We start from the raw sequence: 12,755 nt of genomic DNA on the forward strand, positions 1-12,755 counted from the left end.
TTCCTGGCAGGCCCAGGCCTGCTCTCGGCGCGGCAATAGCATTAAGGCAGGCTTCTTGCGAGCCAAAGACCCAAAAACAGGGCAATGATGGCGCCAATCACGCTGGCCAGCGCATATCCAAACGCCGGCAAGGTGGCTCCCCGCTCCCACAAGGTCGCGAAATCGAGCGAAAAGGCGGAAAAGGTCGTGAAGCCGCCTAAGATGCCGGTGGCAACAAACAGCCTGACTTCGTTAGACCCGCCGCGGCGCGCCAGGGCGGCGATGAACAGGCCCATCGCGAACGAACCGACGATGTTGATCGCCATCGTGCCCCAGGGATAGTTGGGGCCGACAAGGCGCAGCGAGCCCATATTGGTCAGATGGCGAACGCCGGCGCCAATGCCGCCGCCGGCGGCCACGAGAAGCAGATTGAACATCGCCGTATACTGTCCCCGACTATTCATACCTATCCGGCGCGCCGGCTACGTTCGAAAACTTGCCAGCTCAGGTCGTTTCTGCTTTTTTCGGCTTGGTCGAGCCGATCATCTTCCAGTTCTTGTAGAACATCGAATTGATCCTCTCGACGCTCACCGAGACGATGGCGAGAAGGCCGGCGATGAGCCTGGGGACCGGGGACGGCCTGATAATGTCCATGAATACGCAGTAGCGACGACCGTCATACTCGTTGACCGAGCGATGCAGCAGCGTGTCGTCGAAAATGAACAGCGGATTGTCGTACCAGTAGTTCTTGACGTTGCCGCACTCGACGAAGATCTCTGACTTCATCGGAATGAGGTTGTAGAGGATGCGGAGGCTGAGCCGCAACGGTCCGAAGTGCCAGGAGGTCGATTCGCGCTTGCTGAAGACCGAGACGGCAATCGTCTTGATGTATTTGAAATCCTTGTTGAACTCGGCGACGTTGTCTATCCTGTGCTTGCCATACCATTGGTAGACATACATGCCGCGCCGGCCGGCGCCGAAATTGGCGTCGATGTCGGCGATGATTTCGGCCTTGCGCGCCTTGAAGACATCCAAGACCTCGTTGACTTCGCGCTGATAATCCTGAGGGAACTGCTCCAGCTTCCACACGCCCGGATTTCTGTAGCACAGGAGGTCGACCAGCAGGTTGAATGGCGAAAGCAGCCAGGTGAAGAGGCCATTGCCCAGGAAATAGCCGCTGAACAGGGACAGATTCTTGCGGTCGTTGCGCAGCACGTCGATCAGGCCGCAAACGACGAAAATCGTCGTTAGGATCGGAATGAAATAGAAGCCAAGGGCAAGGAGCGGGATGGCAATGGCGAATTTGCGAAGGGTCTTGCGAAGGGTTTTTGTCATTTTTCCACGCGCCGAGCGCGATCCTGTTGCGAATGAATAGTGCCAAAATCACGACAACGACCACCGCCCGGCCGTGCGCCTTGATAAGGTCTTTTGGGTTGCCGCACAACGGCCACGGCATCGTGGCCGGCTGACTGCCTTGCCGAGACCTCGAACTGTCGCGGGGTCAGGATGTCGACCGTTACCTGCTCTTCCTCCGGCCGGCTCGGAAGCTGCGGCATTGGCATCGATATAATCGTGGCCGCGAGCAGCGCGTGCAGAAGAACCGACGTGGAAATACCCCAGGTGAAACCTCGTTTCGGACCGCAACCGCCACCGGCCGTCGCAAGCCTGCTATTCCCGCTCTTTGCGCAGCTTTGCCCAGTAGTCGAGCCGTTTCCTGATATCGCGCTCGAAACCGCGTTCGGGTGGGTCGTAGAAGGTCTGGCGGCCCATCTTTTCCGGAAAATAGTCCTGGCCGGAAAACGCGTCCGGTTCGTCATGATCGTAGCGATAGCCGGCCCCGTAATCTTCGTCCTTCATCAACTTTGTCGGCGCGTTGAGGATGTGCTTGGGCGGTAGCAGCGAACCGTGCTCCTTGGCGGCGCGCGTGGCGGCTTTGAATGCGGTGTAGACCGCGTTGGATTTGGGCGCCGTGGCGAGATAGACGGTGGCCTCGGCGAAGGCGAGTTCGCCTTCGGGCGAACCCAGATAATCGTAGGCGTCCTTGGCCGCGTTGGCGATGACCAATGCCTGCGGATCGGCCAGCCCGATGTCCTCCATCGCCATGCGCACCAGCCGGCGGCCGAGATAGAGCGGATCCTCGCCGGCGTCGAACATGCGCGCGAGGTAGTAGAGCGCGGCATCGGGATCGGAGCCGCGCACGGATTTGTGCAGCGCCGAGATCAAATTGTAATGACCGTCCTGGCCCTTGTCGTAGATCGGCGCCCGACGCTGGATGATGCGCTGCAAGCCTTCGGGACCGAACACTTCGCCTGGTTTGGCGGCGCGCCAAACTTCTTCCGCCAGCGTCAGCGAGGCCCGGCCATCGCCGTCGCTCATGCGGATGAGCATCGCTCGCGCCTCATCATCGAGCGGCAGCGCCCTGCCCTCCGTCTCTTCGGCCCTGGCCAGAAGCTTTGCGATGCTTTCCTCGCCAAGCGAATGGAAAACCAGCACGCGCGCACGCGACAGCAGAGCTGCATTGAGCTCGAAGGACGGATTTTCGGTGGTAGCGCCGACGAGCACGACGGTGCCGTCTTCCATGACTGGAAGGAAGCCGTCCTGCTGGGCGCGGTTGAAGCGGTGGATCTCGTCGACGAACAGCAGGGTCTGGCGGCCATTGGCGCGGCGCAGCTTGGCCGCCTCGAACACTTTCTTCAGGTCGGCTACGCCGGAGAAAACCGCCGAAATCTGCTCGAAGGCAAGGCTGGTTTCACCGGCAAGCAGGCGCGCCACCGTGGTCTTGCCGGTGCCGGGCGGCCCCCAGAAAATCATGGAGCCGAGCGAACCGGAATTAATCAGCCGGGTCAGCGCACCATCGGGGCCGGTCAGATGCTCCTGGCCGACGACCTCGCCAAGGTTTTTCGGGCGCAGCCTGTCTGCCAGCGGCCGGCCTGGCGGCGCCTTTTCCGGTTCATCGACACTGAACAGATCGGCCATGCACTTCTTTTTGGGTTTGGAGCGCGATCTCTTCAGCGATCGAGCTCAGTAACGCAACACCTGGCGCAGTATCTGCCCGCCGCGCTCGACGGTAAAGCGCCACCAGCGCGTATCCTGCTGGGAAGCCTGCGCCAGCGTCGCCGCCGTATCGATTGTCGTGCCGTTGACCTCGCGCACGATGTCGCCCGGCTGGAAGCCGAAATCGGCGGCCGGCGAATCGCGATTGATGTCGACCACGGTGACGCCCTTGATGTCGGTGCGCAGGCCGAGCTTCTGAGCCAGCCGCGGCGATAATTCCGCAACCTTGGCGCCCGAGAAGGGGCTGCGGCCATGCAGCGTCACCTCCGAGGGTTTTGCACCCTCGGGCGCGCGTTCCAGCGCGATGTCCATCGCTGCCTGCTGGCCTTTGGTCAGCACCGCGAAATTGGCCTTTGTACCGATCGACAGCGTCGCCATGCGATAGTCCAGTGCCTCGATGCTCTCGACCGGCTTGCCGTTGATCTGCAGGACGACATCGCCAGGCTTCAATCCGGCCTTGCCGGCCGGTCCGGACGCGTCAACGGACGAGACCAGCGCGCCGGCAGGCTTTTCCATGCCGAGCGATTCAGCGATCTGCGGCGTCACCGCTTCGAACTCGGCCCCGATGTAAGGCCGCTCGAAGAAATCGAGACCGGCCTTGGCGGCATCGGCGAAAGCGCGCACCATATTGGCAGGAATGGCAAAGCCGATGCCGATCGAGCCGCCGCTGCGGCTGAAGATGGCGGTGTTGATGCCGACCAGCTGGCCGCCCATGTTGATCAGCGCGCCGCCGGAATTGCCGGGATTGATGGCAGCGTCCGTCTGGATGAAATAACCCGAATCCGAAACGCCTATATGGCTGCGGGCAAGTGCGGAAACGATGCCGCTGGTGGTGGTCTGCCCGACGCCGAAAGGATTGCCGATGGCCAGCACCAGGTCACCGACTTCGAGCGCATCGGAATCGCCGATGGCGATGACCGGGAATGGCTTGTCGGATTCGATCTTGAGCACGGCAAGATCGAGCGTCTCGTCCTTGAGCATCACCTTGCTGGTGAATTCGCGCCCGTCGGCGGTCGCGACCTTCACCTCGTCGGCATTCTTGATGACGTGGAAATTGGTGACGATGACGCCACTCGGATCGACAAGCACGCCCGAGCCCAGCGAGGACTGCGCGCGCGGCTGCGCGCGACCGAAGAATTCTTCGAAGAACGGATCGCCTTCGAAGGGCGAAACGACCTTGGCCGTTTGCGAGGCATAGACATTGACCACGGCCGGCGCCGTCTGCTTGACCAATGGCGCGAACGACAACTGCACTTCCTCACGGCCGAACGGCACGCGCTTGTCGGGGCCCGAGGTGGCGTTTTCGCCCTCGACGCCGTGCAGCAGGTCGGTGAGCACGTCGGAGAGGCCCGGATCGGCTTTGGGGGCATCCTCGGCCAATGCCTGCCGGACTGTCGGCGTGGTTGCGAACGCCATAAAGGCGCAGAGCAGAACCAGGGACAGTCTTTTAGCGCGCATTGCGAATCCTCCGTGCGAGTTGGGGCGCATTGTCCCGACGAATGTGCAAAATGAAAGGCTAAGGCGATTAAATCGAATTATTTTGACGCAGGAGCAGCCGAGGCGGCCAGAATATGAAAAAGGGGCCCGCAGGCCCCTTTAAATCATTTGAAAAGCGAAGCCTTAAGCGGCTGCGGCTTCCGCATCGGTGCCTTCGGCTTCGAGGCGGGCGCGGTCGCCGGCGCCCTTGGCCTCCGTGTCGCGGTCTACGAATTCGATGACCGCCATCGCGGCATTGTCACCGTGGCGGAAGCCCGCCTTCATGATGCGCAGATAGCCGCCGTTGCGGGTGGCGTAGCGCGGCGCGATGGTGTCGAACAGGCGCTTGACGACGCCTTCATTGCCGATCTGCGCGATCACCTGGCGGCGGGCGTGCAGGTCGCCGCGCTTGCCGAGCGTCACCAGCTTCTCGACGATCGGACGCAGGTCCTTCGCCTTGGGCAAGGTGGTGACGATCTGCTCGTGTTCGAGCAGCGACACGGCAAGGTTGGCAAACATCGACTTGCGATGGCTTATGCTGCGGGCGAACCGGCGGCCTTTAAATCCATGGCGCATGGCTCTTCTCCTTCATTCCGGGTTCGAGAAGCTCCTCGGAGCCTCAATATTGATCTTCGTAACGCTTGGCGAGGTCTTCGATGTTTTCCGGCGGCCAGTCCGGCACTTCCATACCGAGGTGCAGGCCCATCGCCGCCAGGACTTCCTTGATCTCGTTCAGCGACTTGCGGCCGAAGTTCGGGGTACGCAGCATCTCGGCTTCGGTCTTCTGGATGAGATCGCCGATGTAGACGATGTTGTCGTTCTTCAGGCAGTTGGCCGAACGCACCGAAAGCTCGAGTTCGTCGACCTTCTTGAGCAGCGCCGGGTTGAAGGCAAGCTCGGTGACGGCTTCGGTGGCGACTTCCTTCTGCGGCTCGTCGAAATTGACGAACAGGCCAAGCTGGTCCTGCAGGATGCGGGCGGCGAAAGCCACCGCGTCCTCGCCCGAGATCGAACCGTCGGTCTCGATGGTCATGGTCAGCTTGTCGTAGTCGAGAACCTGGCCCTCACGGGTGTTCTCGACCTTGTAGGAGACCTTCTTGACCGGCGAATAGAGGCTGTCGACCGGGATCAGGCCGATCGGCGCATCCTCGGCGCGGTTGCGGTCGGCCGGCACGTAACCCTTGCCGGTATCGACAGTGAATTCCATACGGATTTCAGCGCCCTCGTCCAGCGTGCAGATGACGTGATCCGGATTGAGGATCTCGACGTCGCCCACCGTCTGGATGTCGCCGGCGAGAACCGCACCCGGGCCCTGCTTGCGCACAACCATGCGCTTGGGGCCGTCGCCTTCCATGCGGATGGCGATTTCCTTGATGTTGAGGACGATGTCGGTCACGTCCTCGCGCACGCCGGCGATGGACGAGAATTCATGCAGGACGCCGTCGATCTGTACGGCGGTGACGGCCGCCCCGCGCAGCGAAGACAGAAGCACGCGGCGCAACGCATTGCCGAGGGTGAGGCCGAAGCCGCGTTCGAGCGGCTCGGCCACCAGCGTGGTCAGCGTCTTCTTCTTCGACGAGAACTCGATCTTGTTCGGCTTGATCAGTTCCTGCCAATTTTTCTGGATCATGATGCTTTCCTTCCGTTGACCCGCCACCATCCAATCGTGGCGGGCGACCTGGAAAACCGCGGAGGAACGCTTCTGGCGTTCACGCGGCGTTCGGTAATTCCTTAGACGCGACGCTTCTTGCGCGGACGGCAGCCATTGTGCGGGATCGGGGTCACATCACGGATCGAGGTGATGGTGAAACCAGCCGCCTGCAGGGCGCGCAGCGCCGATTCACGGCCGGAGCCGGGTCCGCAGACCTCGACCTCGAGCATGCGCATGCCGTGTTCCTGGGCCTTCTTGGCAACATCCTCGGCAGCCATCTGGGCGGCGAAGGGGGTCGACTTGCGCGAACCCTTGAAGCCCTGGGCTCCGGCCGACGACCAGGCGATCGAATTGCCCTGCGCGTCGGTAATGGTGATCATGGTGTTGTTGAAGGTCGAATTGACGTGGGCAACGCCCGACGAGATGTTCTTGCGTTCGCGACGGCGAACACGAGCGGCTTCCTTGGCCATGGTATTCCTTTCAGTTGATCTCTACACCGCCGTAATGCCAGCGGCTCCACCTTGGTAAGGGAGTGGGGAATAGGGCAGTAAGGGAGTAGGGAAAGTGCGACCCGATTGCCGGGCATTCCCTACTGCCTTACTCCCCTACTCCCTTACTGCCCTAAATTACTTCTTCTTGCCGGCGATCGACTTGGCCGGGCCCTTGCGGGTGCGTGCATTGGTGTGCGTGCGCTGGCCGCGAACCGGCAGCGAGCGACGGTGACGCAGGCCGCGGTAGCAGCCGAGGTCCATGAGCCGCTTGATGTTCATCGACACTTCGCGGCGCAGGTCGCCCTCGACCTGATAGTCGCGGTCGATCGTCTCGCGGATCTGCAGCACTTCCGCGTCGGTCAGTTGGTTGACGCGGCGCTCGGCCGGGATGCCGACCTTGTCGACGATTTCCTGGGCGAACTTCTTGCCGATGCCGTGAATGTACTGAAGCGCGATGACAACGCGCTTGTTGGTCGGAATGTTGACGCCGGCTATACGAGCCATGTTCTTCTCATCTCCATATAGGCCGGACGAGCCGGCGCTGTCTGCGTTGCCCCGCGTCCGGTGGAGGCCGGCCCTTGCGGGAGTTTCCTGGTCAAAAACGGCTGCCCTGCCCTTGCGGGCAAGCAAACTCCATGCCTGACAGGAAGACGGGCCGCCATACCCCAGCGGACCGCTTCAGTCAAGCACAATCGCTATTTGGCCGAGGCGGCCTCTTTCACCGTCGCCGCGAGCACGGCTTCGATCTCCGACGTCACGGCATCAATACCAGCCATGCCGTCCACGCTCTTCAGCCGGCGCTTGGCATAATAATAGCCGATCAGCGGAGCGGTCTTCTTGTAATATTCCCGCAGCCGCTCCTCGAACACCGCCGGATTGTCGTCCTTGCGCACCGGCTGACCGGCTGCCTTGGCCTCATCGGCTCGCTTGACGATGCGGCCGACCAGCGCCTTGTCGTCGACGACAAGCTCGATGACGGTGTCGAGCGCAATGCCACGTTCGTCAAGCATCGATTCAACCGCATCAGCCTGCACCAGCGTACGCGGGTAGCCGTCGAGGATGAAACCATTGGCGCAATCGGGCTGGTCAATGCGCTCGGCCACGATGGCGTTGACGATGGCATCCGAGACCAGCTCGCCGGCATCCATGACCGCCTTGGCGCGCTTGCCGACCTCGGTGCCGGCCTGGACCGCGGCGCGCAGCATGTCGCCCGTGGAAAGCTGGGGGATGCCGTGCCTCTCTACCAGTCTTTGTGCTTGTGTCCCCTTGCCCGCTCCTGGCGGCCCAAGCAAAATCAACCTCATCTGGCTTTCTTCCCCCCGCGCAGCTTCGACTTCTTGATCAGGCCTTCATACTGGTGCGCGATCAGGTGGCCCTGAATCTGCGCAACCGTGTCGAGCGTGACACTGACCACGATCAGAAGCGATGTGCCACCAAGGTAGAATGGTACGCCAGTCGCCGAGATCAGGAACTCCGGCAGCAGACAGACCAGCACCAGATAGATGGCACCGACGACAGTGATGCGGGTAAGAACGTAGTCGATATAGTCGGCGGTGCGCTCGCCCGGACGATAGCCGGGGATGAAGCCGGAGTGCTTCTTGAGCTGGTCGGCGGTGTCCTTCGGGTTAAAGACGATCGCGGTGTAGAAGAAGGCGAAGAACACGATCATCGCCGCGTAGAACAACATGTAGAGCGGCTGGCCATGGCCGAGCGAGGCCAGGATGGTGCTGGCCCAGGCCGGCATGTTCGTGGTCTGCGAGAAGCCGGCGACGGTGGCCGGCAGCAAGAGCAGCGACGAGGCGAAGATCGGCGGGATGACGCCCGACGTGTTGAGCTTGAGCGGCAGGTGGGAAGTGTCGCCCTGGAACATGCGATTGCCGACCTGACGCTTCGGATACTGGATCAGCAGACGCCGCTGGGCGCGCTCGAAGAAGACGATGAGCGCGATGACGACGATGGCCAGCACGATGATCGCCAGGATCAGGCCGGTCGACAGCGCTCCGGTGCGGCCGAGTTCCAGCGTGCCGGAAATGGCATGCGGCAGGCCGGCGACGATGCCGGAGAAGATGATCAGCGAAATGCCGTTGCCGATGCCGCGCGCGGTGATCTGCTCGCCGAGCCACATCAGGAACATGGTGCCGCCGACCAGCGTGACGACGGTCGAGATGCGGAAGAACATGCCGGGATCGCTGACGATGCCGTTGCCGCCTTCAAGCCCGACCGAAATACCATAGGCCTGCACCAGCGCCAGGAGCACCGTGCCGTAGCGCGTGTACTGGTTGATGACCTTGCGGCCCTGCTCGCCTTCCTTCTTCAGCGCTTCCAGCGACGGGATGACCGAGGTCATCAGCTGCATGATGATGGAAGCGGAAATGTAAGGCATGATGCCGAGCGCGAAGATCGCCATGCGTTGCACGGCGCCGCCGGCGAACATGTTGAACATGCCCAGCACGCCCTTGCTCTGCGAAGAGAAGGCCTGCGCGAAGGCATCGGGATTGATGCCGGGAAGCGGGATGTAGGTGCCGAGGCGGTAGACGAGCAGCGCGCCGACGGTGAACCAGATTCGTTTCTTCAGGTCCTCCGCTTTGGCGAAGGCTGAGAAATTCAGATTCGAGGCTAGTTGTTCAGCAGCCGAAGCCATGCCCGATTCTCCGCTTGGTCACGCTTGATGGCCCTAAGGTCAGGCGGCGCGTGTCACCGAAGCTCACGAGATAAGCTCCGGACTGTAAACATGCAAGCGGCCGCGTTGACGCGGCCGCCATATTGAACAGGTCGAAGCGTGATCGAAAGCAAAACCGGATCGGCCTTGCCGACCGCGCTTCAAATTGCTGTTACTCGGCGGCCGCCTCTTGCGGCAGCTTGACCGAACCGCCGGCCTTTTCGATCTTCTCGATCGCGGCCTTGGAGGCCCCGGCGACGTCAAAGGCGAGCTTCGCCTTGAGATCGCCGTCCGACAGCACGCGCACGCCGTCCTTCACGCGACGGATGACGCCGGCGGCTACCAGCGCCTCGGCCGTCACGGTCGCCTTCGCGTCGAGCTTCTTGGCGTCTACAGCGGCCTGGATACGGGCCAGCGAGACGACGGTGAAGCTCTTGGCGAAGATGTTGTTGAAGCCACGCTTCGGCAGGCGCCGATAGAGCGGCATCTGGCCACCCTCGAAACCGTTGACGGCGACGCCGGAGCGCGCCTTCTGGCCCTTGACGCCGCGACCGGCAGTCTTGCCGGAACCGGAGCCGATGCCGCGGCCGAGACGCTTCTTCGAATGCGTCGCGCCGTCCTTGTCACGCAGATCGTTGAGTTTCATCTTGCTTCTCCTGCGCCTGTGCTCAGCCCTCGTCCACGACGCGGACGAGATGCTGGACGGCAGCGATCATGCCGCGCACGGAAGGCGTATCTTCCAGCGTGCGCTGCTTGTGCATCTTGTTGAGGCCGAGGCCGACCAGCGTCGCGCGCTGTTCCTTCGGGCGGCGGATCGGCGAACCGATCTGCTCAACGGTGATGGTCTTGGTTGCTTTCTTGGCCATGGTCAAAATCCCTGGTCAGATCGACTATTCTTCAGCCGCGACGGCGGTGCCGCGGCGGGCCTGAAGGGTCGAATACTTGATGCCGCGCGCGGCAGCCACATCCTTGGGATGCATCTGGCTCTTCAGCGCGTCGAAAGTGGCGCGAACCATGTTGTAAGGGTTCGACGAACCCATCGACTTGGCGACCACGTCATGCATGCCGAGCGTCTCGAAGACGGCACGCATCGGGCCGCCGGCGATGATGCCGGTACCTTGCTTGGCGGCGCGCAGGAGAACACGGCCGGCGCCCCAGCGTCCCTCGACATCGTGGTGCAGCGTGCGGCCCGAGCGCAGCGGCACGAAGATCATGTCGCGCTTGGCCGATTCGGTTGCCTTGCGGATGGCTTCCGGCACTTCGCGCGCCTTGCCGTGACCGAAGCCGACGCGGCCCTTCTGGTCGCCGACGACGACGAGTGCTGCAAAACCGAAGCGGCGGCCGCCCTTGACGACCTTGGCGACACGGTTGATGTGGACGAGCTTGTCGACCATGCCGTCATCGCGTTCTTCACGATCGCGGCCGCGGCCGCCATCCCTACGTTCCTGTGCCATATCCTGTTCCTTGTTCTTTTCCGGAAGCACGGGTTGCTGAATGCCGACGCCTCATTGCGGGTCGCCGACGGTGAAAATCATCACTCCCTTGCATGATCCGTTTCGAAAAGTCTGCAACTTTCTGCCGACTTTCGGTCCGGATCAGGCTTAGAAGCTCAAGCCGCCTTCACGAGCCGCCTCGGCCAGCGCCTTGACGCGGCCGTGATAGATGTACGGGCCGCGGTCGAAGACGACTTCCTTGACTCCCGCCTTGGCGGCACGCTCGGCGATCAGCTTGCCAATCGCGGCAGCGGCAGCGGTATCTGCACCGGTCTTGAGCGAACCCTTGAGGTCCTTCTCGAGGGTCGAGGCGGCAGCGATGGTGTGGCCCTTGGCGTCGTCGATGACCTGGACGTAGATGTTCTTCGACGTGCGGTGAACCGACAGGCGCGGACGCTCGCCGGCGACCTTCTTGATCTGGCGGCGGACGCGCTGCGCGCGGCGCTGAGTGGCTTCCTTGGTACCCATGATGGTCTTCCTTGCCTTCAGAAAACGGGGGCCGCCCTGTGCGGTAGGCGAAAGCGCCTCCCGCGACCGCTCCCCGCGGCGTTACACTTCCTGGCTTGGCCCCTTCCGAAAAGTCTGCACCTTCCCGGGGCCAAACCCACTACTTCTTCTTGCCTTCCTTGCGGACGATCTTCTCGCCTGCGTAGCGGACGCCCTTGCCCTTGTAGGGCTCGGGACCACGGTATTCGCGGATTTCCGCAGCCACCTGGCCTACCTGCTGCTTGTCGATGCCGGCCACGGTGATTTCGGTCGGCTTCGGCACGGTGATGGTGATGCCTTGCGGCGTCTCGTAGACGACGTCGTGGCTGAAGCCGAGCGCCAGCTGCAGGTTCTTGCCCTGCAAGGCGGCGCGATAGCCGACGCCGGTGATCTCGAGCTTCTTCTCGAAGCCGTCCTTGACGCCCTGCAGGATGTTGACGATCTGCGTGCGCGACATGCCCCACTTGGAGCGGGCGGTCTTGGACTGGTCGCGCGGCTCGACAGCTATCTCGCTGCCTTCCATCTTGACCAGCACTTCGTCGTTGACCACGAACTTCAGCTCGCCCTTGGGGCCCTTCGCCGTCACGGTCTGGCCGTTGACGGTCGCGGTCACGCCCTGCGGCAGCGAAACGGGTTTCTTTCCAATACGAGACATTTTGTTGTCCTCGTCACTTCTCTTGTTTCAGGTCTCTGTCTTCGGAACGATCCGAAGACCGGATTCCATTTTTCGGGATCACGCTGCCGGATCAGAAGATCTGGCAGAGGATCTCGCCACCGACGTTCTGTTCGCGCGCTTCGTGGTCGGCCATCACGCCCTTCGGCGTCGAAAGGATGGCGATACCGAGGCCGTTGGCGACATGCGGGATCGACTTGGCCGAAACGTAAACGCGGCGGCCCGGCTTCGAGACGCGGGCGATTTCGCGCACGACCGGCGCTCCATCGAAATACTTCAGCTCGATCTCGATTTCGGACTTGCCGTTGTCGAAGTCGGTCTGGCTGTAGTCGCGGATATAGCCTTCAGCCTTCAGCACGTCGAGGACGCGGGTGCGCAGACGCGAGGCCGGCGTCGACACGCTCGACTTCTTGCGGCCATAGGCGTTGCGGATGCGGGTCAGCATATCGCCGAGAGGATCGCTCAATGACATGTTATGTCCTCCTTACCAGCTCGACTTGACCAGGCCCGGGATCTGGCCGTTATTGCCGAGATCACGAAGCGCGATGCGCGATACTTTGAGCTTGCGATAATAGGCACGCGGGCGGCCGGTGACTTCGCAGCGGTTGCGGATGCGGATCTTGGCCGAGTTGCGCGGCATGGCGGCAAGCTTGAGCTGAGCGCGGAAGCGCTCTTCCATCGGCTTGGACTGGTCCATGATGATCGCCTTCAGGGCAGCGCGCTTGGGACCGTACTGGTCGGCAAGCTTGCGGCGCCTGTTGTTCTTCTCGACTGAGCTGGTCTTTGCCATTTC

The 12,755-nt window shown here is 62.2% G+C and carries 17 protein-coding genes; all 17 read right to left on the bottom strand.

Going from position 1 to position 12,755, the window contains the following annotated elements; translation table 11 throughout:
- Positions 1–41: 41 nt before the first annotated feature.
- Entirely contained in the window at positions 42–416 is a 375-nt protein-coding gene (gene crcB, locus LB547_RS04040) for a fluoride efflux transporter CrcB (RefSeq protein WP_140561136.1), read from the bottom strand.
- Positions 417–483: 67 nt separating this feature from the next.
- Positions 484–1,314 carry an aspartyl/asparaginyl beta-hydroxylase domain-containing protein gene (locus tag LB547_RS04045; protein WP_140501286.1) on the bottom strand — a complete coding sequence of 277 codons (831 nt, stop codon included), beginning with the start codon at positions 1,312–1,314 and terminating at the stop codon, positions 484–486.
- Between the two features lie 333 nt (positions 1,315–1,647).
- Positions 1,648–2,955, bottom strand: a complete 1,308-nt coding sequence (locus LB547_RS04050; protein ID WP_140632698.1) for a replication-associated recombination protein A — start codon at positions 2,953–2,955, stop codon at positions 1,648–1,650.
- 45 nt (positions 2,956–3,000) lie between these two features.
- Positions 3,001–4,491, bottom strand: a complete 1,491-nt coding sequence (locus LB547_RS04055; RefSeq protein ID WP_140525519.1) for a DegQ family serine endoprotease — start codon at positions 4,489–4,491, stop codon at positions 3,001–3,003.
- Positions 4,492–4,653: 162 nt separating this feature from the next.
- The gene (gene rplQ / locus LB547_RS04060; RefSeq protein ID WP_140501279.1) at positions 4,654–5,085 is read right to left on the bottom strand and encodes a 50S ribosomal protein L17; all 432 of its coding nucleotides are present in this window, start codon (positions 5,083–5,085) and stop codon (positions 4,654–4,656) included.
- 43 nt (positions 5,086–5,128) lie between these two features.
- Entirely contained in the window at positions 5,129–6,139 is a 1,011-nt protein-coding gene (locus LB547_RS04065) for a DNA-directed RNA polymerase subunit alpha (RefSeq protein WP_023682599.1), read from the bottom strand.
- Positions 6,140–6,240: 101 nt separating this feature from the next.
- Entirely contained in the window at positions 6,241–6,630 is a 390-nt protein-coding gene (rpsK, locus tag LB547_RS04070) for a 30S ribosomal protein S11 (RefSeq protein WP_006205444.1), read from the bottom strand.
- A 156-nt stretch (positions 6,631–6,786) separates the two neighbouring features.
- Positions 6,787–7,155: a 30S ribosomal protein S13 gene (gene rpsM, locus LB547_RS04075; RefSeq protein WP_006205445.1), complete on the bottom strand. Its 369-nt coding sequence runs from the start codon at positions 7,153–7,155 to the stop codon at positions 6,787–6,789.
- Positions 7,156–7,346: 191 nt separating this feature from the next.
- A complete protein-coding gene (locus LB547_RS04080; protein WP_140501277.1) occupies positions 7,347–7,955 on the bottom strand; it encodes an adenylate kinase in 609 nt (202 codons plus the stop codon).
- Positions 7,952–9,292 carry a preprotein translocase subunit SecY gene (gene secY / locus LB547_RS04085; RefSeq protein ID WP_140501275.1) on the bottom strand — a complete coding sequence of 447 codons (1,341 nt, stop codon included), beginning with the start codon at positions 9,290–9,292 and terminating at the stop codon, positions 7,952–7,954. The genes LB547_RS04080 and secY overlap by 4 nt, the downstream gene beginning before the upstream one ends.
- A 190-nt stretch (positions 9,293–9,482) precedes the next feature.
- Complete coding sequence (gene rplO, locus LB547_RS04090) at positions 9,483–9,956, bottom strand: 50S ribosomal protein L15 (protein ID WP_140501273.1); 474 nt, start codon at positions 9,954–9,956, stop codon at positions 9,483–9,485.
- Positions 9,957–9,978: 22 nt separating this feature from the next.
- Positions 9,979–10,176, bottom strand: coding sequence for a 50S ribosomal protein L30 (rpmD, locus tag LB547_RS04095; RefSeq protein WP_006205449.1), 198 nt, complete (start codon positions 10,174–10,176; stop codon positions 9,979–9,981).
- Between the two features lie 24 nt (positions 10,177–10,200).
- Complete coding sequence (gene rpsE, locus LB547_RS04100; protein WP_006333394.1) at positions 10,201–10,764, bottom strand: 30S ribosomal protein S5; 564 nt, start codon at positions 10,762–10,764, stop codon at positions 10,201–10,203.
- A gap of 147 nt (positions 10,765–10,911) precedes the next feature.
- Complete coding sequence (rplR, locus tag LB547_RS04105) at positions 10,912–11,271, bottom strand: 50S ribosomal protein L18 (RefSeq protein ID WP_140501271.1); 360 nt, start codon at positions 11,269–11,271, stop codon at positions 10,912–10,914.
- Between the two features lie 139 nt (positions 11,272–11,410).
- On the bottom strand, positions 11,411–11,944 hold the full coding sequence (gene rplF, locus LB547_RS04110) for a 50S ribosomal protein L6 (RefSeq protein ID WP_140501269.1): 534 nt from the start codon (positions 11,942–11,944) through the stop codon (positions 11,411–11,413).
- A gap of 91 nt (positions 11,945–12,035) precedes the next feature.
- Positions 12,036–12,434, bottom strand: coding sequence for a 30S ribosomal protein S8 (rpsH, locus tag LB547_RS04115; protein WP_006205453.1), 399 nt, complete (start codon positions 12,432–12,434; stop codon positions 12,036–12,038).
- A 12-nt stretch (positions 12,435–12,446) separates the two neighbouring features.
- Complete coding sequence (gene rpsN / locus LB547_RS04120) at positions 12,447–12,752, bottom strand: 30S ribosomal protein S14 (protein WP_013895695.1); 306 nt, start codon at positions 12,750–12,752, stop codon at positions 12,447–12,449.
- Between the last annotated feature and the right edge of the window lie 3 nt (positions 12,753–12,755).

This window comes from Mesorhizobium sp. B264B1B, assembly GCF_020165765.1.
Classification (GTDB): Bacteria; Pseudomonadota; Alphaproteobacteria; order Rhizobiales; family Rhizobiaceae; genus Mesorhizobium.